Here is a 26,223-nt window from a genome sequence, read left to right as displayed (position 1 = left end):
GACGACGATGGGAGGACCCGATGATCGGAGCAGACCATGTCCCATGCCGACGACTCCCGGACCACTCCCGGCACGCCCGCCACGCCCACCGACCCGCCGCGCGGTGTCCCGCTCCCGGGCTCCGAGCGGCCCGCGGCGCCCGGTGTCACCGCCGGGCGGCCGGTCGATCCGCAGGAGCGGGCCGAGGTCACGGTCGTGCTGCGCCGCCGCGCTCCCCTGTCCGACGGTGACCTGGCCGACGGGCGTGTACTCACCCGCGACGAGCTGGCCGCCCGGCACGGCGCCGCCCCCGAGGACGTCGACCTGGCCACCCGGGTGCTGACGGAGGCCGGCCTGACCGTCGTCGGCACCGACGCGGCGTCCCGCCGGTTGCGTGTGGCCGGGACCGTCGGGGCGCTCAGCGCCGTCTTCGGCACCGCCCTCGAGGCGGTCAGCAGCACCGCCCCGGACGGCGGCGAGATCCAGCACCGGCACCGCACGGGCGGCCTGACCGTGCCGGCCGAGCTCGACGGCGTCGTCACCGCGGTGCTCGGGCTCGACGACCGGCCGCAGGCCAGGGCGCACTTCCAGGCGGTCGCGGCCGCCGCCGCCGCGGGGACCGCCTACACGCCCGTCGACCTCGGCCGCATCTACCGGTTCCCCGCGGGCGCCGACGGCACGGGCACGGACGTCGCCATCCTCGAACTCGGCGGCGGGTACCAGCAGGCCGACATCGACACCTACTTCCGTGGCCTCGGGTTGCCCACGCCGACCGTGCAGGCCGTCTCCGTCGACGGCGCGACCAACGCGCCGGAGGGCACGCCGAACGGTGCCGACGGCGAGGTGCTGCTGGACATCGAGGTGGTCGGCGGGCTCGCCCCCGGCGCCCGGATCCTCGTCCACTTCGCGCGCAACACCGACGCAGGGTTCCTCGACGCCCTCACCACCGCGGCCCACGCCGACCCCGCGCCGGCGGCCATCAGCATCAGCTGGGGACAGAACGAGGACGACTGGACCGCCCAGGCCCGCACCGCGTTCGACGACGCGCTGGCCGACGCCACCGCGCTCGGCGTCACCGTCACCGCGGCGGCCGGGGACAACGGCAGCGCCGACGCGGCCACCGACGGCCGGGACCACGCCGACTTCCCGGCCTCCAGCCCGCACGCCCTGGCGTGCGGGGGCACCCGGCTCGAGGCGGACCCGCAGACCGGGGCCATCACCACCGAGACGGTGTGGAACGAGGGCACCAACTCGGCCACCGGCGGCGGCTTCAGCGACGCCTTCCCGGTGCCGTCGTGGCAGCAGTCCGCGATCAGCGGGACGCAGCCGGCCACCGGGCGCGGCGTGCCGGACGTCAGCGCGGTGGCCGACCCGCAGACCGGGTACCGGGTGCGGGTGGACGGTCAGGATCTGGTGATCGGCGGGACCAGCGCGGTCGCGCCGCTGTGGGCGGCACTCGTCGCCCGGCTGCGCCAGCTCGGCGGCGCGCCGCTCGGGCTGCTGCAACCGCGCCTGTACGCGGCGACGGTGGCGGCCACCTTCCACGACATCACGAGCGGGAACAACGGCAGCTTCTCCGCCGGCCCGGGCTGGGACCCCTGCACGGGGCTCGGCACCCCCGACGGTCAGGCCCTCGCCGACGCCCTCGGTTCCGGGGCGCCGACCGACTCTTGACCGCGGCCGCACCCGCGCCTAACCTACAACCTGATGGTTGTATCAACGAGCACCGACGCCGACGTGGACGGGCTGTTCCACGCTCTGGCCGATGTCACCCGCCGCGACATCGTCCGCCGCTCCCACCGCGGCGAGTTGTCCGTGTCGCGGCTGGCGCAGCTGTACCCGATGAGTTTCGCCGCGGTGCAGAAACACGTGGCCGTGCTCGAACGGGCCGGCCTGGTCGTCAAGGAACGCCACGGACGGGAGCAGCTCGTGCGATCCGATCCCGACGCCGTCGCCCGGGCGCACCGGGCGCTCGACGACCTGGCCACGACCTGGCAGGACCGGATCGACCGCATGACCGACCTGCTCGCCGACACGGAGTCCCCGGACGCCACCTCACCCCGCACCGCCTCATCCCGCACCGCACGACCGGAAGGACAGGAACGATGAGCGTCACCAGCGTCGAGAAGGACCTCGACACCCTCACCCTCACCCTGATCGCCGACTTCGACGCCCCCGTGGAGCGGGTGTGGCAGCTGTGGGCGGACCCGCGTCAGCTCGAGCGCTGGTGGGGGCCGCCGGAGTACCCGGCCACGTTCGAGCAGCACGATCTCCGCTCGGGCGGCACCGTCACCTACTACATGACCGGGCCGGACGGGCAGCGGTTCCACGGCTATTGGGCGGTCACCTCCGTGACGGCGCCGACCTCGCTCACCTTCACGGACGGCTTCGCCGACGAGAACGGGCAGCCGAACGACGACCTGCCGACCTCCGAGAGCCACGTCGAGCTGACCGAGCGCGACGGCGGCACCCGGATGACCCTGACCTCGCGGTTCGCGGACCGCCAGCAGATGGACCAGCTGATCGAGATGGGCATGGACGAGGGCCTGCGCGGGGCCGTCGGCCAGATGGACGACCTGCTCGTCGCCGTCTGAGCTCGACGGCGCCTGAGCTGACCGCGGGTCCCGCCGGTCAGCCGGTCGCGAGACCGAGCACGACGGCGATCACGGCCAGCAGCGGCACAGTGCCCTGCTTGATGGCAGCCGCGCGATGCTGCGGCGAGGAGAGCAGTAGCACCAGCGCGGCCGCGGTCATCGACCCGACGCCCGTGAGCACCAGCGTGGTGCCCACGGGCGTCGATGCGACCGCGGTGACCAGGACGCCGAGCAGGGTCACGACGGCCAGGAACAGGTTGTAGAAGCCCTGGTTGAAGGCCAGTTGCCGCGTCGTGGCCGCCTCCTCGGCCGAGGTGATGCCGAAGGTGGCCCGGGCGCGCTCCCCCGTCCAGGCGAGCGACTCGAGCACGAAGATGTAGACGTGGAGCAGCGCCGCGATCGCCGCGAGCACCAGACCGATGACGAGCATGCCGACCTCCGGAGTCCTGGACCGTCGTTCGACGTCATTCTCCCCTCATCCCCTTGATCCCCCGGCGCGCCGGTGAGGAGACTGGCGCATGAGCGATTCCCAGCCCCGCGGCGCCCACCTGGTCGGCAGCATCACCCTGCCCGACGCGGAGTCGACGTTCCGGGCCGCCGTCGAGCACCTCGGGGACCGCCTGCGCCGCATCCCCGACGGCGAGGTCGGCGACCGCTTCCACTGGATCGCGTTCCAGCCGGACCGGCTCGGATCCGCCGCGGGCCTCGAACGGGTCGGTGACGCGCCGGTGCGCGTCAAGCACCTGGACGTCCGGCCGTTGCGCATCGCCCCCGGCGTCGACCCCGCCACCCTGCGACTGCCGCCGCTCGGCTACGCCGAGGCCGCGCTGGACTCGTGGGAGGTTTTCCACCGCCTGCAGGACGAGGACGTGATCCCCGCGGGCACCCGTTTCCAGGTGTCGCTGCCGACGCCGGCCGCCGTCGTCGGCGCCTTCGTCGTCCCCGAGGATCGCGCGGCGTTCGAGCCGGTCTACGAGTCCGCGCTGACCGCCGAGCTGGAGCAGATCCTTGCCGCCATCCCGCACGAGAGTCTCGCGATCCAGTGGGACACCGCGGTCGAGTTCGGGCTGATCGAGAGCGGCGGGTACGAGGACCGGTACGGGGGCGCTTTCCGCTCGTGGTTCGGAGACGTGTGGCCGGCGTGATCGAGCGGGCCGTCCGGCAGGCGTCCCTGGTGCCGGCCGACGTCGAGCTCGGCTACCACCTCTGCTACGGCGACGCCGGGGAGAAGCACTTCATCGAACCCACCGACACGGCCAACCTGGCCCGCTTCGCGACCGAGCTGCTGGCGCGGGCACCCCGGCCGATCACGTGGCTCCACCTGCCCGTGCCGATCGACCGCGACGACGCCGCTTACACCGCTCCCCTGCAGCAGCTGCACCTGCCGGAGAACACCGAGCTGTACCTGGGGCTGGTCCACCGCGAGGACGGGGTCGAGGGGGCGACCCGCCGGATCGAGGCCGCGCGCCGGTGCGTTCCCGTGTTCGGCGTCGCCACCGAGTGCGGCATGGGCCGCGCACCGGAGGACGCCGTCGGTCCCCTGCTGGCCACCCACCGCGACGTCACCGCCGCCTGGTGAGAGCCGACGACCCGATGACTGAGGATTCGACGACGACTGGAGCACCGATGACCGACACCCTTCCCGGCGGAGCGTTCACGCTCGGCGACCTGACCGTGTCCCGGATGGGGTACGGGGCGATGCAGCTGGCCGGGCCCGGCGTGTTCGGGCCGCCCGCGGACCGCGAGAGCGCCGTCGCCGTGCTGCGCACGGTGGTCGAGCTCGGCATCCGCCACATCGACACGAGTGACTACTACGGGCCGCACGTGACGAACGAGATCATCCGGGAGGCGCTGCACCCGTACCCCGCCGACCTGCACCTCGTCACCAAGGTCGGCGCGCGGCGGGACGCGAAGGGCGGCTGGCCGTCCGCGCTGGCGCCCGACGAGCTGCGACAGGCCGTGCACGAGAACCTCGACCGCCTCGGCCTGGAGGCGATGGACGTGGTGAACCTGCGGGTCGGTGGCGTGAGCGCGCCGAGCGAGGGTTCCCTGGCCGAATCGTTCACGGTGCTCGCGGAGCTGCAGCAGCAGGGACTGATCCGCCACCTCGGGGTCAGCAACGTCACCGCGGAACAGGTCGCGGAGGCGCGGGGCATCGCGCCGGTGGTCTGCGTGCAGAACTTCTACAATCTCGCCCACCGGGACGACGATGCCCTCATCGACCAGCTAGCCGGAGACGGCATCGCCTACACGCCGTTCTTCCCGCTCGGTGGGTTCTCGCCGCTACAGTCCGGCACGCTCGACGGCGTGGCCGAGCGGCTCGGGGCGCCGGCGATGTCCGTGGCGCTGGCCTGGCTGCTGCAGCGCTCGCCCAACGTGCTGCTGATCCCAGGGACATCCTCCGTCGAGCACCTGCGGGCCAACGTCGCCGCCGTCGACCTCCAGCTGTCCGAGGAGGATCTGATCGAGCTGGAGGGCATCGGCGGCTGACGGCGGCTCCTGCTCCTCCTCGGCGGTTCCTCAGAAGTCGCGCAGGTTGCCCGCCACCCCGCCGTCCCCGTACTCGCGGCGCAGGATGCCCCGGCGGCGCAGCACGGGCACCAGCTCGTCGAGCATGCGGTGCACGGTGACGGGGTGCAGGTCGCCGGAGAGGATCAGCCCGTCGTTGCCGGCGTCGTCGCCGAGTTCCTCGATCAGGTCGGCGACCTCCTCGGCGGTGCCGACGAACTCCGTCCCCCGGCGCCCGGTGCCGTCCGTGACCCGGCACAACCGGGCGTGCTGGGCGAGGATCCGGCGCAGCGGGGCGTCCGGCTCCTCGGCGTACCGGCCGCGCAGGCCCGCGACGGTGCCGCGGGAGACGTGCTCGCCGAAGACGACGTCGTCCAGGGGCCGGTCCAGGTCGAGCACCGTCAGGTCCGTCTCGGCGTCGGAGGACCAGCCGAGCGCGATGGCCTTCAGCTGCTCCTCCCCCGGGTGGGCCGAGGCCGCGACGACCCGGTCGGCCTCCTCGGCGCTGGCGACGATCCGCGGCTTCATGACGAACAGGGTCCGGAGGGCGTCCTCGCGTCCGTGGGCGGCGGACGCGGTCCGCACGCGCTCCCGGTAGGCCCGGATCGAGTCGACGTCGAGGCTGGTCAGGGCCAGCTGGACGTCGGAGTGCCGGCCGGCGAAGTCGAGGCCGCGCGGAGAGCCGCCGGGCGAGACGATCAGCGGGTCCGCACCGTCGAAGGGCACGGCGTTCAGCGGGCCGTCGAAGGAGAAATGACTCCCCCGGTGCCGGACCGCGTCGATCTGGGAGGCGTCGGCGTAGCGGCCGGTCGCGGGGTCGGCGACGAGGGCCCCGTCGCTCCAGCTGTGCCACAGCTCGCGGATGCCGGTCACCCAGTCGTCGGCCCGGTCGTACGCGGCGTCGTGGCTCAGGCGCTCCTGGCCGAGGTGGGTGGCGCTGCCGACGTCGGTGACGACGTTGATGCCGACGCGGTGGTCGCTGAGGTGGTGCAGGCTCGCGAACTGGCGGGCGGCGACGTAGGGCAAGTACGAGCCGACGTTGACGGTGGGCACGATGCCGAGGTGTCGGGTGGCGTCGAGCAGGTAGGGGGTCAGGACCACCGGGTCGTGTTTGGGGGCGCCGTAGGCGGTACGGACGCGCAGGTCGAGGGTCGCGGGATTTCCGGCAGAGAGGGCGTCCTCGATGATGAGCAGGTCCAGGCCGGCCTGCTCGAGCTGCCGGACCGACTGCTGGTACAGGTCGGGGCGTCGCCAGTCGTAGCCCCAGTCCCAGTCGGGGCGACCCCAGCCCTGAGGGCCGAAGCCGCGGGAGAGGAACCAGCCGAGGTGCTGCTGCTTCGCCACGGTCAGCTCGCCTCGGCGATCACAGGACGGCGGAGTGCGCCGCTCTGCCCCGCGCCGTGGCACACCGCCTCATCGCGGACCGCCACATCGAGCGCAGCGCCGTCGCGCACCGCCGCGAGGCCTCGCGCCAGGTCCTCGATCAGGTCGTCGAGGTGCTCGATGCCGATGGAGACGCGCAGCAGTCCAGGCCAGATGCCGCTCTCGGCGAGCTCGTCGGCGGTCCGCAGGACGTGGGTGGTGGTCGCGGGGTGCAGGATCAGGGAGCGGACGTCGCCGAGGTGGGTCATCCGGGTGAAGACCGCGACGGCGTCGTGGAACCGGCGGGCGGCCGCCTCTCCCCCGGCGAGGGTGAAGGCGAAGACGGAGCCGTAGCCGTGCTCGAGGTAGCGCCGGGCAGTGACGTGGTGGGGGCTGTCCGGCAGGCCGGCGTAGTCGACCTGGAGGACCTCGGGCCGGGCGCGGAGCCAGCGGGCGATGGCGAGGGCGTTCTCGGACTGGCGCTGCACGCGCAGCGAGAGGGTCTCGAGGCCCTGCTCGATCAGGAAGGCGTGCAGCGGGGAGGGCACGGAGCCGAAACGGGGAATGACGAGGTCGCGCAGGTAGCCGATCAGGGCGCGGTAGGGGCCGTGCCGCTCGACCTGGGTGCGCCCGTCGGCTCCGCGGACCGTGCTCAGGTGCGGGAAGGCGCCGTTCCCCCAGTCGAAGGCGTCGCCGGCGACGATGAAGCCGCCGAGGACGGCGCCGTGCCCGGCGAGGAATTTGCTGGCGGAGTGCACGACAATATCGGCGCCATGCTCGAGTGGCCGGACCAGGTACGGGGTGGCGAGGGTGTTGTCGACGATGAGGGGGGCGCCGTGGGCGTGGGCGACGGCGGCGACCGCGGCGATGTCGAGGACGTCGTTCTTGGGGTTGGGAATGCTCTCGGCGAAGAAGGCCCGGGTGGCCGGGGTGACGGCGGCGGCCCAGGAGGCGGGGTCGGCGGGCTCGGCCACGAAGGTGACGCCGACACCGAAGCGGGCGAGCTGTTCGACCAGGAGGCCGCGGGTGCCCTCGTAGATGCTGGAGGAGCAGACGAGGTGGTCGCCGGCGGTGAGGATGCCGAGCAGGGTGCTGGCGACGGCGGCCTGACCGCTGGCGACGAGGATGGCCTCGGTGCCGCTCTCGAGGGCGGCGAGGCGGCGTTCGACGGCGGAGCAGGTGGGGTTGCCGTGCCGGGTGTAGGTGAAGCCGTCGTCCTCGCCGGCGAAGCGGGCGTGGGCGTGGTCGAAGTCGTCGAACACGAAGCCTGCGGTGAGGTAGATCGGGGTGGCGCGGGCGGCGTGGAGGTCGGCGGCTTCCTGGCCGGCGTGCAGTTGCCGGGTGCTGAACCCGGGACGAGGGGCGGGATGCGGGGGTTCGCCGATGGTGGGGACGGACACGAGACTCTCCTGGAACCGGTGCGGGACGGACGGCCCCGGCTGGGCGGCTTTCCGGGGACACTACGGCCCCGGTGCCGCCCCCGTCGCGGGTCGACGACGTGACACGTCACGTCGGGTCACGCCGTGTCACGTCCGGTCATGTGCCGTCACACGGGGCTCTTCGGGCGGCGTGGGCGCGGCGGTCGGGCGGTCGCGCGATCACGTGGTCGGGAAGGCCACGTCGGGCCCGTCTGGGGCCGGTGAGGTGAGGCAGGCCAGTCGAAGGCGGTGGGGTGAGGCGTATGGAGTGGGGCCGGGGGCGAGAGGCGGAACTGGACAGGTCGCCGACCGGTCCGTCGGTAGCAAGCAAACGCGCGGTGCCGGCGTGTTCTGCTCGCACCTGGCCGCGCGGCACGAAAGCCCGGCCGGCCAGCGGCTCAGAACGGCGGAGGCTCGGGGTCGGTGACGTAGACCCGGCCGGCGGGGGACGTCCACGCCAGCCGACTCGCTGACGGTCCCCCGCTCCCCGCCGGGTCGAAGCTCCCGATCCCCGCCAGTTCGATCAATCCGGTTTCCGTCGGGTTGACCGTCTCGCTCGCGTCGCAGTCGCCGTCGCCGGCGCCACCTGCCCCGGTCGACCCTCCCCTGCCGTCCGCGCGCACCGATTCCCGTACGACCGACCAGCCCGAGTGGTGCTTGAGCACGTGGTGCTTGCGGCACAGGTGAGCGAGATTCTCGGCCACGGTCGTGCCACCGTCCGCCCACGCCGTCACGTGGTCGACGTCGCAGGCCACCGCCGATCGACGGCACCCCGGGAACCGGCAGGTTCCGTCGCGGACGGTAAGGGCTCGCCGCAGCGCCGTCGGCACCCGGTACTGCACCCCGGTGGTGAGCATGACCGGTACGACGCGCGCCGGTTCGAGTCCGTCAGGTGGCGAATCATCCAGGTCGACGCGCCGCACGCCTTCAGCAGCGGGCGGACCGTCGGTGTCGTCGGACAGCGCCATGGACCATCCGCTGGGATCGGCGATCACCCCGAGCATGCAGGACGGGCTTCGCCGAGCGAGGTCCCGGGCATCGCCCGCCGGTACCGGGCCGAAGGAATCGAGCCATCCCGGCTCATCGCCACCCAGCAGCGTGGAGGCCGGCACGGTCAACAGGACACGCGGGGCCGGGACCTCGAGCTGTCGTTGAATGCCGCCCCGACCCCCGTCAGCTACCGACAGGCCGGCCAACAGGTCCGCCAGCACATCGGTTCGCATCTGGGTGACGGTTCGTCGGTCATCATCACCGTCTCGGGTCACAACCGCCCCGTCGCTCACGGCCGAGGCGTCGCCCGTTCCAGGCCGCAGCAAAGGATCGACGGCGTTCTGCTGAGCGGCCAGCTGCCTGGCCAGGGCTGAGAGTCGGGCGTCGATCTTCCAGGCGAGCACCGCCGGCAGCAGGGCGGTCAACCGCGCCATCCCGTCGCCGTCCGGCGTGACCCGCACATAGCGGTCGGCGAGGGCGGCCGCGTGACGCTGGGCGAAGGTCTGCGGGTGACACCGCTCCCGCACGCGGCGGGCTCGCGCCCGCAGCTGGCGGACGGTCTGGCCATCTCGCGCTGCCTCGAGCAGGGTCGTTTCGGTGACCTCGATGGCGTGGGCGAGCCGGTCCTGCGTCTCGGGGTCCGAGCAATCCGGCAACGCATCCGCGTACTCGGCGGTCTCGTCGGCGATCGTCGCGGCCGCCCGCGCGGTGATGCTCCCGGCCTCCAGGGCGGCCAACGTCGTCGGCAGCAGCGCGGTGAGGCGTTCGGCGCAGCGGAGCTGGGCGTGCGCCGCGTCCTCACTGATCCGCAGAGCACAGGCGATCTCGGCGACGCCCGACCTCTCTCCGACAGCCAGGCGCTCCCGTCTCGTCAGACCACCGCCACTCGCGGGATCCTCGAGCGTCGACGGGTGCGTCTCGATCCACCGTTCGTGATTCTCCTCAGCCACCCGCCGGGCCAGAAGGACGGCCCGATGGCGTGCCGCGGACAACCAGCCCTCGAGCCGACGGACGTCCTCCAGCCCGCTGACGGCCATATCGAGGGTCGTCTTCGCTGTGCCGTGCTCTACAAGGACGGTCACCAGACGATCGAGGAGATCCATCGGAGCGACGACATCAGACGCAACGGGTATGGCGGAATCGCCGGGAACTCGACCAGACCGCAGCACCGACGGCACGACGCCCTCAAGCCCCGGTAGCGTTGCCGGGACCGACCGCTCGCGAGTCGAGGTGTCCTCCATGACCTCACTCAACCAGCCACCACCGACAGAACCCGCACTGGCACGGACCCGGGGTCCCGCGCATCCGGGTCGTCACGGAGACCGTCCGAAGCTCCGCCGAGCCGCGGTGAAGCGATCGGCACGACGCCCTCCAGCCCCGGCATCGTTGCCGGGACCGACCGCTCGCGAGTCGAGGTGTCCTCCATGACCTCACTCAACCAGCCACCACCGACAGAACCCGGGCCGGCACCGACCCCGCGCTCCTGCACCTGCGTGCCGTCACGGAGACCGCCCGCGACGAGCCGACCGACGGCGAAGCGATCGACGCAACGCCCTCCAGCCCCGGCAGCGCTGCCGGGAATGACCGCACCGCCCGAGCCGCATACGGCACGACGCGAAGAATCGTCAGCCCTCGGCGACTCGCAGTCCTCGCTCGTCACTACCGGTGTCAGAGCCCTCGCCGACAGCGCAGCCGTCGGGCACGCTCCTACCGCCGCCCGACAAGTTCCCGGCCACCGACGACACCCCCAGCGCCGCCAGCAGCGCTCGCGCCTTCAGCTCCATCTCCGCCAGCTCCCGCGCCGGGTCCGAGAGGGCCGTGATGCCTCCGCCGACCCCGATCGTCGCCGTCTCCCCCTCGATCACCATGCTCCGGATGGTCATGGCGAGGTCCGCCCGCCCGTCGGCGCCGAGGTGACCGAACGCCCCGGCGTACCGACCCCGCGGGCGCTGCTCCAGGGATGACAACAGTTCCATCGCCGCCTGCTTCGGCGCCCCCGTCATCGAACCCGCCGGGAAGCAGGACCGGATGGCGTCCACGGCCGCAAGACCCGGCAGCAGCCGGCCCTGCACCGTCGAGACCAGCTGATGGACCTGCGCGTAGCTCTCCACCGCCCACAGCGACGGCACCGCGACCGAGCCGACCGCGCAGACCCGTTGCAGATCGTTGCGCATGAGGTCGACGATCATGACGTTCTCGGCCCGCTCCTTCTCGTCCGCCGCGAGCTCGGCCGCCAGCCGCCGGTCCTCCTCGGGGTCGGACCCGCGCGGCCGCGTGCCCTTGATCGGCCGGGTCGTGATCAGCCCGGCCGGGGTGACCTCGAGGAACCGCTCCGGCGACGCGCTGACCAGGCTGATCCCGCCGATCCGCAGGAACCCGCCGTGGTGGGTGGGGCTGCGGCGGCGCAGCGCCAGGTACGCCCCGACCGGGTCGAGCGCCCCCCGCACCCGGTACTCGGTCGTCAGGCACAGCACGTAGGCCAGCCCGTCGGCGATCGCCTCCTGCGCGGCGCGGATGTTCGCGAGATACGTCTCGTCGTTGTCCGCACGGCTGACGTCGACGACGGCGGGCGCGGGCGGAGCGGCGACGTCACGGCCCAGCCGGTCGAGCACCAGACGGGCGAACGGCTCGGGATCGACGTCGTCGCCGGTGAGCAGTTCGAGCCGGCCGTCAGGATGGACGGCGACCGCGCGGTCGGTGCGCAGGAAGGACGCCGACGCGGGCCGGGAGGTCGGTGCGGGCGCAGACGACGGCGTCGAGCGGGCGCCCGGGTGGGGCCGCACCGTCTCGTGCCGCAGCTCGTAGTCGAGCCAGCCGACGAGCCCGAGCCGGAAGGAACTCTCGTCGGAGCCGAACGAGTCGGGCGAGGAGCCAGCCGAGGAACGGAGCGCCGCGTCGAGGTCCTCCAGCACGTGGCCGGCGCGGAGCGGGACGGGCGTGCCGGAGCCGAGATAACTCGGGGTGTCGGTGCCGCCGTCGAGCCAGTAGACGTCCTCGTGATGGCCGGCGAACACCCGGGTGAACACGGTCTCCGCATCGGCAGAGCCCAGCAGGCGCGTGGTGCGCACGGGCGTCCTCCGCCGTCGAGCGAGCAAGTTGTCGGTCGCGAGTCTACCGAGCCGGCCGATCCCGCCGGCGGCACTGTCGGTGGCCGGACGTACGCTACGAGCAGCAGCGGATCGCGCAGAACGGATGCGCGGAGAGGAGCACACCATGCCGAGGATCACCACACCGTTCGGCTTCGACTCGACCGCCGACGACGTCGTCGCCGGACGTGACCTGACCGGCCTGCGCGCCGTCGTCACCGGAGGCGCCTCCGGCATCGGACGGGAGACCGCCCGCAGTCTCGCCCGCGCCGGCGCGGACGTCACCATCGCCGTCCGGGACGTCGACGCCGGGCAGGAGGCCGCCGACGAGATCGAGGCGGACACCGGCAGGGCCGTCCGGGTCGCGCCGCTCGACCTCACCGATCTGAGCAGCATCGCCGGCTTCGTCGACGCCTGGGACGGGCCGCTGAACCTGCTGATCAACAACGCCGGCGTCATGGCCGTGCCGGAGCTGCGGCGGACGGCGTACGGCTGGGAGCTGCAGTTCGCCACCAACCACCTGGGGCACTTCGCCCTCGCCCTCCGGCTGCACGACGCGCTCGCGGCCGCGGGCGGTGGCGCGCGGATCGTCTCCGTCTCCTCGAGCGGTCACCGGGGCTCCCCCGTGGTGTTCGAGGACGTGGACTACGAGCACCGGCCCTACGACCCCTGGAGCGCCTACGGCCAGGCCAAGACCGCCAACGTGCTGTTCGCGGTGGAGGCCACGCGGCGCTGGAGCGAGGACGGCATCGTCGCCAACGCACTGATGCCGGGCGGCATCATGACCAACCTGCAGCGGTTCGTGCCGGAGGAGATCAAGGAAGGCTGGAAGGACAGCCCGGCCATGAAGACCCCGCAGCAGGGCGCGGCCACGACGATGGTCGCGGCGATCGCGCCCGAGTTCGCCGGCGTGGGCGGGAAGTACCTGGAGAACGGCAGCGAGGCTCCCGTCGTCGCGGACGACGCCGACGTCGCGGCGGAGACGGCCGGCGTGCGGCAGTGGGCGCTCGACCCGGCCGCCGCGGAACGGCTCTGGGAGCTGTCGCTGCGGAAGCTGCGCGACGCCGGCTACGAGGTGGACTGACCCGCGGGCGCGCGCAGCCGCCACCAGCCGCGGGAGTGCCGCGGGCAGCGGTCGGGTTCGTGCGCATGGACGGCGGAGCGCCCCCGCGTCACGATGCGCGTGGCCCAGCGCAGCCGCCGCCAGCCGAGCACGAGGAGCACGAGCGCGAGACCGCCGACGACGTCGCCCTGCGGATGCGGGTAGTCGTCCGGCGGTTCGACGTACCCGCCGGCGTCCAGACCCGCCGCCCGCTCGAAGTGGTTGCGGCCGAGGGGGAAGAAGGCGTCGTCGACCGTGTAGAGGATCGGCATCAGGGCCGGCCCGCCGAGGGAGGTCAGGACCGCCGCCTGCGAGACGTGCATGGACTCGTGCCCGGCCAGCGCCTCCAGCTCCGCCCGGTCCCGGGCGATGTTGGGGCCGAACCGGAGGTAGACGTCCTCCTGGCTGATGCCGAATCCGTTCCGCTCGGACGCCCGGCCGCCGTCCTGCACCACGTCCCAGGCGACGAAGGTCTCTCCGACGACGGAACCGCCCGCGCTGGTGACGGGTGGACGCCAGAACAGGATCGGCTGGGTGGACTGGCACTCGTCCATGCCCGCCACCCGGCCACCGGCCAGGGCGAGACCGCTCGGGCCCGCCAGCACCACCCGCCGGGTCACGTCCCAGGTCGGGTCGATGTCCAGGCGCACCGGGGTTCGGGCACGGCCGCGCCGTTGGCGTAGATGTGCGCGTCGCACGGCACCAGCGGGAACACGATGACCTGGACCCGCACGAGGGCACCGACCAGCAGCAGCAGGGCGACACCTGGGATCGCGACGGCGGCGAGCCGCCCGTTCCGGCACACCGCCGGCATCCGGCGGCACGCCGAGCGCGACGACGTCGCACACCGGGCAGGAGCCAGATGACGCCGAGCAGCCCGAGGGCGAGGAGCAGGAACAGCCCCCGGGCCCCTCGCGGATCCGTCCCGACGCCGGACGCGGCACGCGGTCACGCCCGTTCGTGGGGCGGACGAGGTCGGGCGCACCCGGCGGACGCGATCGGAACGGCCAGCATGAGCACAGGGTAGACCGGAGGTCTGCGCGCACCTCCGGCGTGCGCGGCGGACCCCGCCTCGGGCCCACGGCGGGATGACCGCACGACCGCACCCGGAGATCGCCGGACGTTCATCTGCGCGTCACCCGTCCTGTCGGAGGGCTCCCGTAGCGTGACGCTTCACCACCCGATGACCGACCGCGAGGAGCACCGATGGAAGCACTGGACCCGAGCGCGCCCTGCGCGATCTGCGGCGTTCCGACGGAGCGCGCCGTCGTCGTCTCCGCCCTGCTCGACCCCGACGACGGCAGCGGCCTGCAGGAGGCGAGCACGCAGGTCTTCGACGTCTGCGCCGCCCACTGGGCCGAACAGGTCGTCGCCCACCGGCAGGCACTGGATCTGCTCGGCACCGTGGACCGCTTCGCCGAGTCCGGCCCCGTGCCGCGGGCGGTGGCCGCGGCGCTGGCGGCGTCGATCAGCCTGCACGCGGAGCCGGGCGCCGCCTGATCCCTGGCCCTGCCGGAACGGACCTCGATTTGGCCGCTCCCGGCGCCCCTCGATAGCGTGTGGGCCGCCTCACCGCCCCGGTGATGCCCCGTCTTCTGCGCGTCGTCGTACCGCGGAACGACGTCGAACATCAGAGAGAAGACCCTTGGTCGACACCACCGACGCCGCTCGATCCGCCCGCACCGACCGGGGCCACGAGCCCCACCTGGCCCGCCAGCTGTCCAACCGGCACATCCAGCTCATCGCGATCGGCGGCGCCATCGGCACCGGCCTGTTCATGGGCTCGGGCAAGACCATCTCCGTCGCCGGGCCGAGCGTCATCTTCGTCTACATGATCATCGGCTTCATGCTGTTCTTCGTCATGAGGGCGATGGGCGAGCTGCTGCTCTCGAACACGCGGTACAAGTCGTTCAGCGATTTCGCGGGCGACCTGCTCGGGCCGTGGGCCGGCTTCTTCACCGGCTGGACCTACTGGTTCTGCTGGGTGGTCACTGGCATCGCGGACGTCATCGCGATCGCCGGTTACGCCCGCGAACTGATCCCCGGTATCCCGCTGTGGATCCCCGGCGTGGCCACCATCGCCATCCTGCTGCTGCTGAACCTGCCGACCGTCAAGGCCTTCGGCGAGACCGAGTTCTGGTTCGCGCTGATCAAGATCGTCGCCATCGTCGCGCTGATCGTCACCGGGCTGGTGCTCATCTTCACGGGCTTCCAGTCCGACGCCGGCCCCGCCTCGTTCACGAACCTGTGGAGCCACGGCGGCTTCTTCCCGCACGAGTTCATGGGCTTCGTGGCCGGCTTCCAGATCGCCGTGTTCGCGTTCGTCGGGATCGAGCTGGTCGGCACGACGGCGGCCGAGGCCAAGGACCCCGAGAAGACGCTTCCCCGGGCCATCAACGCCATCCCGATCCGAGTCCTGCTGTTCTACGTCGGCGCCCTGGTGATCCTCATGTCGGTGACCCCGTGGACCGAGTTCCGCGCCGGCCACAGCCCCTTCATCGCCACCTTCGCGCTGGCCGGCCTCGGCATCGCCGCGACCGTGGTCAACCTCGTGGTGCTGACCTCGGCCATGTCCTCGGCCAACTCCGGCATCTACTCGACGTCGCGCATGGTGTTCGGGCTCGCGCAGGAGGGCGACGCCCCCGCGGCGTTCGGCACGCTCTCCCGCCGCCAGGTGCCCCGCAACGCCCTGTTCCTGACGAGCGTGCTGCTGCTCAGCGGCATCGTGCTGCTCTACGCCGGCAAGGACATCGGCGCCGCGTTCGATCTGGTCACCACCGTCTCGGCGGTGTGCTTCATGTTCGTCTGGTCGGTCATCCTGGCGTCCTACCTCGTGTTCCGTCGCCGTCGAGCCCAGCTGCACGAGCAGTCCGCGTTCCGGATGCCGGGCGGCCGCGTGATGGTCTGGGTGGTGTTCGCGTTCTTCGCCTTCGTGCTGTGGGCCCTGACGACGCAGCCGGACACCCTGACGGCGCTGGCGATCACGCCGCTCTGGTTCGTCGTGCTTGCCGTTGCGTGGCTGCTGCTGCGCCGCCGCCCGACGCACCAGGCGCGTTTCGCGCAGTACCGGGCGGACCGGGACGCGGACGAGGCCCGCGAGCATGAGCCGGTTCGCCGGTAGAACGCGCGTCACCGCGAGCGGCCGCCGGAATATCCGACGGCCGCTCGCTGCTTCCTCGAGCGTGACCCACCTCGACCCCGCGACTGCCGAATCCGACGACCGGATGCTCGACGTCGTCGTCATCGGTGCCGGGCAGGCCGGGTTGAGCGCGGCGCACCACCTGCTCCGCAGCGGGCTGCGGGCGTGGGACGACGTCGTCGTCCTCGATGCCAACGAAGGGCCCGGTGGCGCCTGGCGTCACCGCTGGGACTCGCTCACCCTCGGCGACGTCCACGGCATCCACGACCTGCCCGGGCTCCCGCTCGGCACCCCGGATCCCGCGGAGCCGGCCAGCCGGGTGGTCGCCCGGTACTACGGCGCCTACGAGAGCACCTTCGACCTGCCGGTCCTGCGCCCGGTGGCCGTCGCCTCCGTCGAGCAGCGCTTCGAGGAGCACGACGGTTTCGTCGTCACCGCCCGTGACGGCCGCAGCTGGCGCACCCGTGCGGTCGTCAACGCCACCGGCACCTGGGACAGCCCCTGGGTACCCCACTACCCCGGCATCGAGACCTTCCGCGGCCGGCAGCTGCACACCCACGACTTCACCGCCGCCACCGACTTCCGCGGCCGCCGCGTGCTCGTCGTCGGCGGCGGCACCTCCGCCGCGCAGTTCGTGCTGGACCTGGACCGCGCCGGCGTCGAGACGGTGTGGACCGCCCGGACCGCGCCGCGCTGGACCAGCCGTTCCTTCGACCAGGAGTGGGGCCGGGCCGTCGAGGCCTCCGTCTCCGCCCGCACCACCCGCGGCTTGTCGCCGCACTCCGTCGTCGCCGCGACGGGGCTCCCGTTGACGGGGATGTATGCGCGAGCCATCCGGTCCGGCCTTCTGGTCAGCCGCGGTCCCCTGCTGCGGCTCACCCCGGCCGGTGCGGTGCTGGCCGGCCCCGGACCGGACGGGCGCGGCGTGCCCGCGCAGGGCGAGGCGGATCGGTTGCTCGACGACGCGGCGCATGCCCGGGTGCGGGTGCTGCCCGGGCACGCGGCGGAGAACGGCGACGCGGACGCGTGGGAGGTGCCGGTCGACGTCGTGCTGTGGGCCACCGGCTTCCGCGCCTCGCTCGGCCACCTGAGCCGGCTGCACCTGCGCGAACCCGGCGGCGGCATCATGATGGGCACCGACGCCGTCACCGTGGCAAAGCAGCCCGGCCTGTTCCTGGTCGGCTACGGCGCCTCCGCATCGACGCTGGGCGCCACCCGCGCGGGACGCCGGGCCGCCCAGGCCGCGGTGCGATACGCGAACGCGGCGAAGACGGAGACCGAGGATTCAGTGGAGCCCGCGTCAGCCTGAGCTGTTCTCGACCGGGGCTCGAGGGTGGAACCGACGTACTCGGACGAACCCAGTCGGGTCAGACGACCTCGCCGATGTCCTCCGCCCACACCGCGGGGTACTCGGTCGCGAACCGCCGCATCAGCTCCTGGCACTGCGGGTCGTCGAGCACGACGACGTCGACGCCGCGCGAGCGCATCCAGTCCAGTTCGCCCGGGAACGTCGTCGCCTCCCCCACCACGACGCGGCGGATGCCGAACTGGACGATCGCGCCCGAGCACATGGCGCACGGAGCCAGCGTCGTGTGGAGCACGGCGTCCGCGTAGGAGCGGATCCGACCGGCGGCACGCAGGCAGTCGATCTCGCCGTGGGCGGTCGGGTCGCCCTGCTGCACCCGCTGGTTGTGGCCGGTGGCCACCAGCTCGCCGCCGAGCACGAGCGCGCCGCCGATGGGAACACCGCCCTCGGCCAGCGAGGCGGCGGCCGCTTCACGGGCGCGGGCGAAGTGGTCGAGGGAATAGTCGAAGGCCATGGTCGCTACGGTAACCCGGCGGCAGGCAGCGTCCGGAGGAACGCCGTGATGTCCTCGGCGAGCAGGTCCGGTTCCTCGTGCGGGGCGAAGTGGCCGCCGCGGGGCATCACGGTGTATCGCGAGAGGGCGTAGAGGCGTTCGACCCACTCCCGGGGCGGGTGGCCGAGGTCGTGCGGGAAGAGGGCGACCGCCGTCGGCACCTCGACCCGCCGCACGCGGGTGGTGAAGCCGTGGTTGAACTCCCAATACGGCCGGAACGACGGGGCGATGCTGTTGGTGAACCAGTAGAGCGAGGCGACGGTGAGCATCTCGTCGTCGGTGAACCGGGTCGCGACGTCGCCGTCGCTCCACGCCCGGTACTTCTCGAGCAGCCAGGCGAGCAGCCCGGCCGGCGAGTCGGACAGGCCGGCGGCAAGGGTGAGCGGGCGCGACTCCTGCTCGTGCTGGTAGCCGCCCTCGTCGTCGTTCCAGGTCGCGACCTCGTCGAGGTACGCTCGCTCGGCGTTCGTCAGGGTGGACGGGTCCAGGTCGACGGGACCGGCGACGGCGAGCAGGTGCAGCCCGGCGACGGCCTCCGGGTACGCCTCCGCGAGGCGGGAGGCGATGCCGGCGCCGAGGTCTCCCCCGTGGGCGGCGTACCGGGCCGCACCGACGTGTTCGGTCATCAGCCGGTGCACCAGGTCGTGGGTCTGTTCGGCGTGGCGGGGTCGTTGCGGGGAGAACGGGAAGCCCGGCAGGGCGGGGACGACGACGGTGCGGGCGTCCGCGGGATCGCCGCCATGCGCCGACGGTGTTGCGAGCCGCTGCGCGACGTCGACCATCTCCAGAGCGGTGCTCGGCCAGCCGTTGAGCAGCACGATGGGCAACGGGTCCGCGTCGGTGGATGGCTCGGCGTCGAAACGCAGCCAGGCCAGCGGGGTGCCGTCCAGGTCCGCCTCGTGCCAGGGCAGGGCGGCGATCCGCCGCTGCTGCGCCTCCCAGTCGAAGCCGTCGGCCCAGTGGGCGACGAGGCGGCGCAGTTCCTGCTGGTTCACGCCTGCGTCCCAGGCTTGGCCCGCCTCCGGCTCGGGCCAGGCGGCCGACCACCGGGTCGCGCGGAGCCGGCTCCGCAGGTCGGCCAGGTCGTCGGCAAAGACGTCGATCGTCATGGACGGCCACTCTGCCACGCCGGCGTGTGAGTCCACTGCCCGCCAGGACGCATCCCACGGCTCGCCGGTCATGCGCTCGTGGCCGGTCGGCGCGCGATCGCCGACCGAGTCACGCCCGGTCGAGCAGCTCGCGCGTCGCCTCCCACAGGTGAGCTTCCCGTGCGCGGTCGACGGCGAACGACTTGACCTCCCGTTCCTCGTCCTTGACCACGAAGGCGCCGCCGCGCAGATGGGCCCACCGCGCGTCGAGCGCGAGGGATGCCAGGCCGGGACCGGAGACCTTCGGCGTGGAGACGCCCGGCACGCGCGCGAGGGCGCGGCCGATCCGCTGCACCGCCGGGGGCTGCTCGCGGGACAGGGTGGTACCCGGCATGAAGCCCGGCTCGTAGACCACGACGCCGATGCCCTGCGGCGCCCGTCGCTGCAGCTCGTGCGCGTAGTAGAGGATCGCCAGCTTCGCGTTGGAGTAGGCGACGCCCGACGTCTGCGCCGACGGCTTCTGGTCGGCGGGGGCCGGCATCGCCAGCTCGATCGGGTCACGCCACCGGGCCGGCGGCACGCCGAGCAGTTTGCGCGGCAGGTTCTGGTGGTACGTGTTGGAGCCGAGCAGGACGATGCGTCCCGGCGTGGCCATCGACCCGATCAGGTCGCCGATCAGCTGGGCGTGGGCGAGGTGGTTGACGGCGAAGGTCAGCTCGTAACCGTCGGCGGAGGCGGCCCGGGTGTCGGCGGCCGTCATGCCGGCGTTGGCGATGATCGCCCGCAGGGGCCGGACCGCGCCCTCGTCGACGAGGCGCTTCGCCTCGTCCGACGCGGCGCGGACGTCCGCGAGCCGGGACAGGTCGGTGTCGATGACGTGCACGGTGGCACCGGTCGCGCGGGCCTGCGCCGCGACCCGGGACATCCTTTCCCCCAGCCGGCCGACGAGGATCAGGTCGGGCCGCGTATCCGCGGGGCGCTCCGCCATCGCGAGCGTGGTGGCGGCGCCGAGGCTGCCGCTGGGCCCGGTGATCAGCACGGTGCCCGGGTCGGTGTTCGTCGAGGTGGTCATGGCTCCCATCCTCGGCCGCCGCGCCGGGCACAGGAAGGCGTCCGGTTGTCCTGGGACCGGCAGGGCCAGGACGGTGATCCGGGTCGAGGAATCAGCGGTCCTCCCCGGCGATGATCGCCCGGATCAGCCCGATGTCCGCCTTCGGCCGGCGGTGCTCGTCGAGCAGACCGTTGGTCTCCTGCAGGGTGTCCGTCAGCTGGGTCCAGCAGAAGCCGGCGAGGCCGGTCGAGTCGTGCACGGCGCCCACCAGCTCGCGCAACCGGGCAAGGAACGCTTCCTCGTCGGTCACCGCGCCGTAGCCCTCCCAGTCACCGGCCGAGGTGTGGAAGCCGATGCCGCCGAACTCCGAGAGCACGACGGGCAGGCCCTCGGCGGCCGTCGGGTCCAGCACCAGCCGTCGACCGCCCGGACGCGCGTGGGCGACCGTGTCGGTGACCGCGTCACGGCTCCCGTATCGGGCACGCAGCACGGCGCCGTCGTGCGTGTAGTCGTGGACGCCGACGACGTCGCCCGCCACCCACTCCCAGCCGTCATTGCCGATCACCGGCCGGGACGGGTCGAGCGCCTTGAGCAGCCCGGTGATTCCCCGCACGGCGTGCTGCTGGGCCACGTCGACGGCCACGTCCGGCACGCCCCAGCTCTCGTTGAAGGCGACCCACGCGATGATCGACGGGTGCCCGGCGTCGCGGGCGACGGCCTGCAGCCACTCGTGCGTCGTCCGCTCCAGCGCCCGCGGCGAGAACCGGTAGGCGGCCGGAGCGTCGGCCCACACGAGCAGGCCCAGTCGGTCGCACCAGTGCAGGAAGCGGGGATCGGCGACCGTCTGGTGCATCCGGATGCCGGTGAATCCGAGCGCCTTGACCAGCTCCACCTCCCGCCGCAGCGCGTCGTCGTCCGGGGCGGCCAGGTGGGACTGCGGCCAGAACGCCTGCTCGAGCACCAGCCGCAGCGGCGCCGGATGCCCGTTGAGCATGAACCGGCCGTCCTCGACCGCCACCGTGCGCAGGCCGACGGAGGAGCGGGCCCGGTCGATCTCCTGCTCGCCGTGCCAGAGGGTCAGCTCGACGTCGATCAGCGTCGGACGGTCCGGGCTCCACAGCAGCCGGTCCGGCTCGGTGTCCAGCCGGGCGTCGCGCAGCACGAACGGCAGGTGCAGCGTCTCGTCGGTGACGGCGTGCCGGGCGCGGGCCAGGACGGTGCCGTCGAGCGTGAAGACGGTCTCGAGCTCGAGGTCGTCCCGCGAGCGTGCCCCGGTGACCGTGACGTCGAGGGTCACCTCGCCGGGCCGCGCGCCCGGCGTCCAGCGCAGCGCGTCGAGGTGGCGGGCGGCCACGGTCTCGGCCCACACCTGGCGCCAGATGCCCGTGGTGCGGCGATACCAGATGACGTGCGGGCTCGGCTCCCAGTCCTGCTTGCCGCGCGGCTGGTCGAGGGCGTGCGGGTCGTCGACCGCGCGGACGACGAGCAGCTGCGTGTCGCCGGGCACGAGCGCGTGCGTGATGTCGAGGGCGAAGCCGACGTGACCGCCGTCGTGCGCGCCCACGTGCACCCCGTTCACCCACACGTCGGCGTGGTGGTCGACGGCCCCGAGGTGCAGGATCACCCGGTGCCCGGCCGGCGGCGCCGAGATCGCGGCGGCGCGGCGATACCAGACGACCGCGTGCCCGTCCTCGCCGATGCCGGAGAGCTCGGACTCGGGCGGGTACGGCACGCGGATGGTGCGGTCGAAGCGGACGTCGTGCACGGCCGAGAACCGCCACCAGCCGGCGTCCAGGCCCGCGTCCTCGTCGTCGGCGCGGAACCCCCAGTCGCCGTCCAGGTCCAGCCATGCATCGCGGGTGAGCAGGGGGCGAGGGTGCAGCCGGCCGGACACCGCCGGACCGAGGGGCGACTCGGTGTTACTCATGGCCCGATCCTCGCAGGTCCCACTAGCGTGGCGACATGACCGCCTCCCCCACGCCGTCGACCACGCCGATCGGCACACCGTCGATCGGCACCCTCGTCGGTGAGTTCCATGACGCCTTCGGCCTGTCCCGCCGGGCGACACCGGACGCGGACGTCCCCACCGACCTCGCGACCCTGCGGATGGCGCTGCTCGACGAGGAGTGCGAGGAACTGCGGGCCGCGGTGGCGGCGAACGACATCATCGGGATCGCCGACGCCCTCGCCGACATCACCTATGTCGTCCACGGCACCGCGCACACCTACGGCATCGACCTCGACGCCGTCCTGCGCGAGGTCCACCTGTCGAACATGAGCAAGCTCGACGCGGACGGCACGCCGCTGCTGCGGGAGGACGGCAAGGTGCTCAAATCGGCCGCCTACACCCGGCCCGACGTCGCCAGAGTGCTCGCCAACCAGCTGCCACTGTTCTGAGGGCGGCTCAACCCCGGCTCGTCCTCCCGCGGATCAAGCAGCGCCTCGTGCCGACGCAGCAGGTGGCCGCTCCACCCACCGCCCACGATGCGACGGGACCCCTCGCCATGGCGGCCGTCGGCCGCTAGGCTGCGCTCACCGGCGAGCTCGGCATGGGGCGACCGGACGTCGAAGGGGGACGCGATGGCGACCGCACCGACCACCAGCGACACCCGGCCGCACGCCACCGGGCGTACCGGATCGCGCGCCGCCGGCTTCGCGATCGGCATCGTCTGGGCCTGGGCGTTCGGCGCACTGGTGACCCTGCCGCTGGCCCTCCCTCCGGGGGGCGCCTCGCCCTTCGACACCAGTCCTGATTCCGGCGCGTTCGGCGAGTGGCTGCTGCGCACCGGTCAGGGCCGGAGCGACACCCAGCTCTGGGTGTTCGCCCTCGCCGCGGTGCTGGCCGTGGCGATGGCCGCGCTGATCCGGTACCGGCCGGCTGTCCTTCCCGGGGTGGCCATCGGTCTGGTCGTCTTCCTCGCCGTCGGCTGGTTGATCGGGCCCTGGTTCGGAACAGGACTGAGCCACGCTCTCGTCAACCCCGTCGGCTACGCGAGCACGATCGTCCGTGACCCCGCCGTCGTCGGCGTCTTCGCCCTGCTCATCGGCCTCGCGGTGATGCGGCGCCGGCCCGGACGCGATCGCCGCTGAGTCCGGCCCCTCGGTCCAACCGCTCGGTCCAACCGCTCGGTCCAGCCGCTCAGCTCTGCCGGAGCCTGAAGAACCGCGCGATCTCGTCGCGAGTACACGGGCACCTCACGAACCGCTCACCCCGCGCGTCTACCGGGAGAATGAGAACGGAGAGGAGCCCGACCGTGAGCACCACGAGCACCGTGCGCGAGACCACCCGCCGTCACGCCTTCGTGCCGACCAGCCTGGGCGATCTGCTGGTCGTCGCCGAGGACGACGCCGTCGTCGGCGACTTCTTCCCGGGCCACTGGTACCCGCCCGCCGCCGCGGACACCGGGGAGCGCGTCGAGGAGGACGACGACGAGCTGATCAGCGCGACGGCCGCCCAGGTGCGCGAGTACCTCGCCGGGCAGCGGGTCACCTTCGATGTGCCGCTGCGGACGAGCGGTGACGCCTTCTCCGAGCAGGTCTGGGCGCGGCTGCGGCAGATCCCCTACGGCACCACCACCACCTACGGGGCGATCGCGACCGAGCTCGGCAACCGGGCGCTCGCGCAGCGGGTCGGCCAGGCCGTGGGGCACAACCCGCTGAGCATCGTCGTCCCCTGTCACCGGGTGGTCGGGTCCGACGGCTCGCTCACCGGGTTCGCCGGCGGGCTGGAGCGCAAGCGCGCACTCCTGGCGCTGGAGGAACCCGCCGACGTCCAGGCGTCCCGGCTGTTCTGATGCAGCCGCCGAGCGTTCGTCCGCCGCGCAGCGGAGCGTTGGCTACACCGAGTGGGACGGATGTGACAGGAGTGGCCATCTCGACGTCACGACCGCCACTCCCGTCACACTCGCCGTAGCGGACGCACCGGCGGAGCAGTAAGAAGCCGGTCAGGGAAGGACGCCGGCCTCCGCCTCGGGGGCGTCCTCGAGCCCAGCAGCCGAGCGCCGCTCGAGCTTGCGCGCGACCAGCGGCCAGAACACCGCCAGCGCGGCGACCGCCACCAGGCTGGTCCACACCTGCGTCTGCCCGGACTCCCCCGAGATCAGCATGACGACGACGATGCCGACGACGGCGACGATCACCAGGATGCCGAGCCACGGGTGCAGCCACATCTTCAGCTTCAGGTCGGCCTGCTGCTGCGTCGTCATCCGGGACCGCAGCCGCATCTGCGTGATGGCGATGAACACGTACACGAACAGGGCCACCAGGCCGGCCGAGTTCATGATGAAGTCGAAGATGCCGGACTCGGGCGCCACGAAGTTGACCAGCACCGCCGCGTAACCGCCGAGCGTCGAGACGAGCACGGCCACGGTGGGCACGCCGGTGCGGGACCTGCGGGCCACGACGGCCGGGGCGAGGCCCTTCTCCGCCAGCGCCGAGAACATGCGGGCGGCGGAGTACAGGCCCGAGTTGAGCACCGAGCACACCGCGGTGAGGATGACGGCGCTCATCACCAGGTCGGCACCGGGCAGGCCGAAGGCGCCGAAGACGAAGGCGAAGGGGGCCTTGGTCTTGGGGTCGGGCAGCTGGTTCCACGGGACGACCATGACGATGACCAGCACCGCGCCGACGAAGAAGAACAGGATGCGCCAGATGACGGTGACGGTCGCCTGGCGGATGCCCTTCGCCGGGTCCTCGGACTCGGCCGCGGCCATCACGGCGATCTCGGTGCCGAAGTAGGAGAAGATGACGATCGCCACGCCGCCGAAGACGGCCCACCAGCCGTTCGGCGCGAAGCCGCCGGCGTTCCACAGGTGGGGCACCGAGAAGGACGCGTTGGGCCAGAGGCCGAGGACGAAGAGGGCACCGACGGCGAGGAACACGAGGATGGCGGCGACCTTGATGCTGGCCAGCCAGAACTCGACCTCCCCGAAGGAGCGGACGGAGACGAGGTTGGTGGCGGTGAAGACGAGCAGGAGGATCACCGAGAACACCCAGTCCGGCACCGACGGGAACCAGCCGGCCAGGATGGAGCCGCCGACGACGGCCTCGAAGGCGATGACGCCCACCCAGAAGTACCAGTAGAGCCAGCCGACGAAGTAGCCGGCCCAGTCGCCGAGGCCCTCGCGGGCGTACTCCATGAACGAGCCGACCGTCGGGCGCGCGGCGGCCATCTCCCCGAGCATGCGCATCGCGAGGAAGACGAGCAGGCCACCGATCAGGTACGAGAGCACCGCGGCCGGCCCGACGGACCGGATGACGTTGCCCGATCCCACGAACAGGCTGGAGCCGATGATCCCGCCCAGGGTGATCATCATGACGTGACGGGGACGCAGCTTCTTCGGCGCTCGGACCACGGGCACACCGGCCGAGGTGGCGGGCGACACGGGGTCCCCGTCGTGGGCGTGACGGTCGACGGACATGCCGGACTCATTTCGACGGGGGCTCACGGGCCACCGCCCTGTTCGCCATACGTACACAGACAGCGAGTCAGTCTAGGAGGCCGCTGTTCACACGAACGAAACGGCTGGTGAGCGCGCCGTCACAGGCGGTGTGCGAGCCCGGTGGGGCGGGGCGGCCCTGTGCGGGATCGCCGCCGTGCTCTCGCTGCTGGTGACCGCTCGGCGTCGCGCCGGCGCGGACCCGGCGCCCCCGACCACCGTCGAGCCCGGTGTCGTGGACGTCTGCCGCTGACGGACGAGCGCCTCAGCGATCGGGATCGACCACCAGGTCGACCCCCACCTCGTCGCCCGCCCCGCGATCCGTCCGCTTCCGGGTCTCGGCGTTCAAGGAGACGAGATATCGGCCGCCCATCACGCCGATCGTGGTCGCGTACCGGTAGTCGCCGTCGATCGTCACGATCACGGGCACCCGCTTGCCGCGCTCGAAGCCGAGCACGATCTCCTCGGGCACCACGATGCCCACGTTGTTGCCGCCGGTCGATTCGAGGACGGTGCGGAAGACGGTCATCGGTGCTCCTGGGTCGTGGGCGACGGGTGGGGGGTCGTCCGGCTGACGGGTCGTCGCCGAGACCAACCGGCGGGCCGAGC

General features: G+C 72.6%; 27 protein-coding genes. 14 read left to right on the top strand and 13 right to left on the bottom strand.

The window, feature by feature from the left end:
* Positions 1-36 precede the first annotated feature (36 nt).
* From BGP79_RS02665 to BGP79_RS02655, 3 genes are read left to right on the top strand one after another with little or no spacing between them, the layout of a single operon-like run.
* The gene (locus BGP79_RS02665; RefSeq protein WP_076693071.1) at positions 37-1,653 is read left to right on the top strand and encodes a protease pro-enzyme activation domain-containing protein; all 1,617 of its coding nucleotides are present in this window, start codon (positions 37-39) and stop codon (positions 1,651-1,653) included.
* Positions 1,654-1,686: 33 nt separating this feature from the next.
* Positions 1,687-2,088, top strand: coding sequence for a helix-turn-helix transcriptional regulator (locus BGP79_RS02660; protein ID WP_076693070.1), 402 nt, complete (start codon positions 1,687-1,689; stop codon positions 2,086-2,088).
* Entirely contained in the window at positions 2,085-2,573 is a 489-nt protein-coding gene (locus BGP79_RS02655) for an SRPBCC domain-containing protein (protein WP_076693069.1), read from the top strand. The genes BGP79_RS02660 and BGP79_RS02655 overlap by 4 nt, the downstream gene beginning before the upstream one ends.
* Positions 2,574-2,610: 37 nt before the next feature.
* Here BGP79_RS02655 and BGP79_RS02650 read toward each other — a convergent pair whose 3' ends face one another.
* On the bottom strand, positions 2,611-3,003 hold the full coding sequence (locus BGP79_RS02650; RefSeq protein ID WP_076693068.1) for a DUF1304 domain-containing protein: 393 nt from the start codon (positions 3,001-3,003) through the stop codon (positions 2,611-2,613).
* Positions 3,004-3,091: 88 nt separating this feature from the next.
* On the opposite strand from BGP79_RS02650, the gene BGP79_RS16850 reads away from it, so the two are divergent.
* The 3 genes from BGP79_RS16850 to BGP79_RS02640 are packed head-to-tail and all read left to right on the top strand — an operon-like array spanning position 3,092 to position 5,063.
* A complete protein-coding gene (locus BGP79_RS16850; RefSeq protein ID WP_233121021.1) occupies positions 3,092-3,718 on the top strand; it encodes a hypothetical protein in 627 nt (208 codons plus the stop codon).
* Positions 3,715-4,152, top strand: a complete 438-nt coding sequence (locus BGP79_RS16845; RefSeq protein ID WP_233121020.1) for a hypothetical protein — start codon at positions 3,715-3,717, stop codon at positions 4,150-4,152. The genes BGP79_RS16850 and BGP79_RS16845 overlap by 4 nt, the downstream gene beginning before the upstream one ends.
* Before the next feature lie 47 nt (positions 4,153-4,199).
* Positions 4,200-5,063, top strand: coding sequence for an aldo/keto reductase family oxidoreductase (locus BGP79_RS02640; RefSeq protein WP_083701488.1), 864 nt, complete (start codon positions 4,200-4,202; stop codon positions 5,061-5,063).
* A 30-nt stretch (positions 5,064-5,093) separates the two neighbouring features.
* On the opposite strand, the gene BGP79_RS02635 is transcribed toward BGP79_RS02640, so the two are convergent.
* From BGP79_RS02635 to BGP79_RS02620, 4 genes are all read right to left on the bottom strand, one after another.
* Positions 5,094-6,425, bottom strand: a complete 1,332-nt coding sequence (locus BGP79_RS02635; protein ID WP_076693066.1) for an LLM class flavin-dependent oxidoreductase — start codon at positions 6,423-6,425, stop codon at positions 5,094-5,096.
* Between the two features lie 2 nt (positions 6,426-6,427).
* The gene (locus BGP79_RS02630; RefSeq protein ID WP_233121019.1) at positions 6,428-7,843 is read right to left on the bottom strand and encodes an O-acetylhomoserine aminocarboxypropyltransferase/cysteine synthase family protein; all 1,416 of its coding nucleotides are present in this window, start codon (positions 7,841-7,843) and stop codon (positions 6,428-6,430) included.
* Positions 7,844-8,259: 416 nt separating this feature from the next.
* Positions 8,260-10,092 carry an HNH endonuclease signature motif containing protein gene (locus BGP79_RS02625; protein ID WP_083701487.1) on the bottom strand — a complete coding sequence of 611 codons (1,833 nt, stop codon included), beginning with the start codon at positions 10,090-10,092 and terminating at the stop codon, positions 8,260-8,262.
* A 384-nt stretch (positions 10,093-10,476) separates the two neighbouring features.
* Positions 10,477-11,919, bottom strand: a complete 1,443-nt coding sequence (locus BGP79_RS02620) for an anthranilate synthase component I family protein (protein WP_076693064.1) — start codon at positions 11,917-11,919, stop codon at positions 10,477-10,479.
* A gap of 145 nt (positions 11,920-12,064) precedes the next feature.
* Here BGP79_RS02620 and BGP79_RS02615 point away from each other — a divergent pair, with 145 nt between their 5' ends.
* The gene (locus tag BGP79_RS02615) at positions 12,065-13,021 is read left to right on the top strand and encodes an SDR family NAD(P)-dependent oxidoreductase (protein WP_076693063.1); all 957 of its coding nucleotides are present in this window, start codon (positions 12,065-12,067) and stop codon (positions 13,019-13,021) included.
* Here BGP79_RS02615 and BGP79_RS02610 read toward each other — a convergent pair.
* Both BGP79_RS02610 and BGP79_RS16305 read right to left on the bottom strand, forming a co-directional pair.
* Positions 13,006-13,689: a hypothetical protein gene (locus tag BGP79_RS02610; RefSeq protein ID WP_076693062.1), complete on the bottom strand. Its 684-nt coding sequence runs from the start codon at positions 13,687-13,689 to the stop codon at positions 13,006-13,008. The two genes, BGP79_RS02615 and BGP79_RS02610, sit on opposite strands and share 16 nt — an antisense overlap.
* Positions 13,656-13,844 (bottom strand): hypothetical protein, encoded by a 189-nt coding sequence (locus tag BGP79_RS16305; protein WP_076693061.1) that lies wholly within the window; start codon positions 13,842-13,844, stop codon positions 13,656-13,658. The genes BGP79_RS02610 and BGP79_RS16305 overlap by 34 nt, the downstream gene beginning before the upstream one ends.
* Positions 13,845-14,245: 401 nt before the next feature.
* Here BGP79_RS16305 and BGP79_RS02600 point away from each other — a divergent pair, with 401 nt between their 5' ends.
* The 3 genes from BGP79_RS02600 (at position 14,246) to BGP79_RS02590 (ending at position 17,487) form a co-directional block, all read left to right on the top strand.
* A complete protein-coding gene (locus BGP79_RS02600) occupies positions 14,246-14,539 on the top strand; it encodes a hypothetical protein (protein ID WP_076693060.1) in 294 nt (97 codons plus the stop codon).
* 145 nt (positions 14,540-14,684) lie between these two features.
* Positions 14,685-16,160 carry an amino acid permease gene (locus BGP79_RS02595; protein WP_076693059.1) on the top strand — a complete coding sequence of 492 codons (1,476 nt, stop codon included), beginning with the start codon at positions 14,685-14,687 and terminating at the stop codon, positions 16,158-16,160.
* A 103-nt stretch (positions 16,161-16,263) separates the two neighbouring features.
* The gene (locus tag BGP79_RS02590; protein ID WP_076693309.1) at positions 16,264-17,487 is read left to right on the top strand and encodes an FAD-dependent oxidoreductase; all 1,224 of its coding nucleotides are present in this window, start codon (positions 16,264-16,266) and stop codon (positions 17,485-17,487) included.
* A gap of 58 nt (positions 17,488-17,545) precedes the next feature.
* Here BGP79_RS02590 and BGP79_RS02585 read toward each other — a convergent pair whose 3' ends face one another.
* The 4 genes from BGP79_RS02585 to BGP79_RS02570 form a co-directional block, all read right to left on the bottom strand.
* Positions 17,546-17,998, bottom strand: a complete 453-nt coding sequence (locus BGP79_RS02585; protein ID WP_076693058.1) for a nucleoside deaminase — start codon at positions 17,996-17,998, stop codon at positions 17,546-17,548.
* A gap of 5 nt (positions 17,999-18,003) precedes the next feature.
* Positions 18,004-19,146, bottom strand: a complete 1,143-nt coding sequence (locus BGP79_RS02580) for an epoxide hydrolase family protein (RefSeq protein ID WP_076693308.1) — start codon at positions 19,144-19,146, stop codon at positions 18,004-18,006.
* A gap of 109 nt (positions 19,147-19,255) precedes the next feature.
* Positions 19,256-20,197 (bottom strand): SDR family NAD(P)-dependent oxidoreductase, encoded by a 942-nt coding sequence (locus tag BGP79_RS02575; RefSeq protein WP_076693057.1) that lies wholly within the window; start codon positions 20,195-20,197, stop codon positions 19,256-19,258.
* A 91-nt stretch (positions 20,198-20,288) separates the two neighbouring features.
* The gene (locus BGP79_RS02570; protein ID WP_076693056.1) at positions 20,289-22,103 is read right to left on the bottom strand and encodes a glycoside hydrolase family 2; all 1,815 of its coding nucleotides are present in this window, start codon (positions 22,101-22,103) and stop codon (positions 20,289-20,291) included.
* Between the two features lie 35 nt (positions 22,104-22,138).
* Here BGP79_RS02570 and BGP79_RS02565 point away from each other — a divergent pair, with 35 nt between their 5' ends.
* The 3 genes from BGP79_RS02565 to BGP79_RS02555 all read left to right on the top strand — a co-directional run bounded on the left by BGP79_RS02565 (position 22,139) and on the right by BGP79_RS02555 (position 23,970).
* On the top strand, positions 22,139-22,573 hold the full coding sequence (locus tag BGP79_RS02565) for a nucleoside triphosphate pyrophosphohydrolase family protein (RefSeq protein ID WP_076693055.1): 435 nt from the start codon (positions 22,139-22,141) through the stop codon (positions 22,571-22,573).
* A 183-nt stretch (positions 22,574-22,756) separates the two neighbouring features.
* Complete coding sequence (locus BGP79_RS02560; RefSeq protein ID WP_076693054.1) at positions 22,757-23,266, top strand: hypothetical protein; 510 nt, start codon at positions 22,757-22,759, stop codon at positions 23,264-23,266.
* Between the two features lie 164 nt (positions 23,267-23,430).
* Positions 23,431-23,970, top strand: a complete 540-nt coding sequence (locus BGP79_RS02555; protein WP_233121018.1) for a methylated-DNA--[protein]-cysteine S-methyltransferase — start codon at positions 23,431-23,433, stop codon at positions 23,968-23,970.
* A gap of 150 nt (positions 23,971-24,120) precedes the next feature.
* Here the strand turns inward: BGP79_RS02555 and BGP79_RS02550 are convergent, their stop codons facing one another.
* Positions 24,121-25,596, bottom strand: a complete 1,476-nt coding sequence (locus BGP79_RS02550) for an amino acid permease (protein ID WP_076693052.1) — start codon at positions 25,594-25,596, stop codon at positions 24,121-24,123.
* Between the two features lie 130 nt (positions 25,597-25,726).
* Here BGP79_RS02550 and BGP79_RS16545 point away from each other — a divergent pair, with 130 nt between their 5' ends.
* Positions 25,727-25,867, top strand: a complete 141-nt coding sequence (locus tag BGP79_RS16545; protein ID WP_158067107.1) for a hypothetical protein — start codon at positions 25,727-25,729, stop codon at positions 25,865-25,867.
* A gap of 12 nt (positions 25,868-25,879) precedes the next feature.
* On the opposite strand, the gene BGP79_RS02545 is transcribed toward BGP79_RS16545, so the two are convergent.
* Positions 25,880-26,143: a DUF1905 domain-containing protein gene (locus tag BGP79_RS02545; RefSeq protein ID WP_083701483.1), complete on the bottom strand. Its 264-nt coding sequence runs from the start codon at positions 26,141-26,143 to the stop codon at positions 25,880-25,882.
* Positions 26,144-26,223 lie beyond the last annotated feature (80 nt).

It is taken from the genome of Tersicoccus sp. Bi-70, assembly GCF_001968825.1.
Lineage (GTDB): Bacteria > Actinomycetota > Actinomycetes > Actinomycetales > Micrococcaceae > Tersicoccus.
Note: the sequence above shows the minus strand (reverse complement) of the source record. Positions and strands in the feature narration are given on the sequence as shown.

What these genes read in the sequence shown, in the direction of transcription:
- BGP79_RS02570 (WP_076693056.1), bottom strand. Translation starts at nt 22,103, where the DNA reads ATGAGTAACACCGAGTCGCCCCTCGGTCCGGCGGTGTCCGGCCGGCTG.
- BGP79_RS02585 (WP_076693058.1), bottom strand. Translation starts at nt 17,998, where the DNA reads ATGGCCTTCGACTATTCCCTCGACCACTTCGCCCGCGCCCGTGAAGCG.
- BGP79_RS02590 (WP_076693309.1), top strand. Translation starts at nt 16,264, where the DNA reads ATGCTCGACGTCGTCGTCATCGGTGCCGGGCAGGCCGGGTTGAGCGCG.
- BGP79_RS02655 (WP_076693069.1), top strand. Translation starts at nt 2,085, where the DNA reads ATGAGCGTCACCAGCGTCGAGAAGGACCTCGACACCCTCACCCTCACC.
- BGP79_RS02660 (WP_076693070.1), top strand. Translation starts at nt 1,687, where the DNA reads ATGGTTGTATCAACGAGCACCGACGCCGACGTGGACGGGCTGTTCCAC.
- BGP79_RS02575 (WP_076693057.1), bottom strand. Translation starts at nt 20,197, where the DNA reads ATGACCACCTCGACGAACACCGACCCGGGCACCGTGCTGATCACCGGG.
- BGP79_RS02615 (WP_076693063.1), top strand. Translation starts at nt 12,065, where the DNA reads ATGCCGAGGATCACCACACCGTTCGGCTTCGACTCGACCGCCGACGAC.
- BGP79_RS02580 (WP_076693308.1), bottom strand. Translation starts at nt 19,146, where the DNA reads ATGACGATCGACGTCTTTGCCGACGACCTGGCCGACCTGCGGAGCCGG.
- BGP79_RS16850 (WP_233121021.1), top strand. Translation starts at nt 3,092, where the DNA reads ATGAGCGATTCCCAGCCCCGCGGCGCCCACCTGGTCGGCAGCATCACC.
- BGP79_RS02625 (WP_083701487.1), bottom strand. Translation starts at nt 10,092, where the DNA reads ATGGAGGACACCTCGACTCGCGAGCGGTCGGTCCCGGCAACGCTACCG.
- BGP79_RS02545 (WP_083701483.1), bottom strand. Translation starts at nt 26,143, where the DNA reads ATGACCGTCTTCCGCACCGTCCTCGAATCGACCGGCGGCAACAACGTG.
- BGP79_RS02550 (WP_076693052.1), bottom strand. Translation starts at nt 25,596, where the DNA reads ATGTCCGTCGACCGTCACGCCCACGACGGGGACCCCGTGTCGCCCGCC.
- BGP79_RS02665 (WP_076693071.1), top strand. Translation starts at nt 37, where the DNA reads ATGTCCCATGCCGACGACTCCCGGACCACTCCCGGCACGCCCGCCACG.
- BGP79_RS02640 (WP_083701488.1), top strand. Translation starts at nt 4,200, where the DNA reads ATGACCGACACCCTTCCCGGCGGAGCGTTCACGCTCGGCGACCTGACC.
- BGP79_RS02560 (WP_076693054.1), top strand. Translation starts at nt 22,757, where the DNA reads ATGGCGACCGCACCGACCACCAGCGACACCCGGCCGCACGCCACCGGG.
- BGP79_RS02565 (WP_076693055.1), top strand. Translation starts at nt 22,139, where the DNA reads ATGACCGCCTCCCCCACGCCGTCGACCACGCCGATCGGCACACCGTCG.
- BGP79_RS02600 (WP_076693060.1), top strand. Translation starts at nt 14,246, where the DNA reads ATGGAAGCACTGGACCCGAGCGCGCCCTGCGCGATCTGCGGCGTTCCG.
- BGP79_RS02650 (WP_076693068.1), bottom strand. Translation starts at nt 3,003, where the DNA reads ATGCTCGTCATCGGTCTGGTGCTCGCGGCGATCGCGGCGCTGCTCCAC.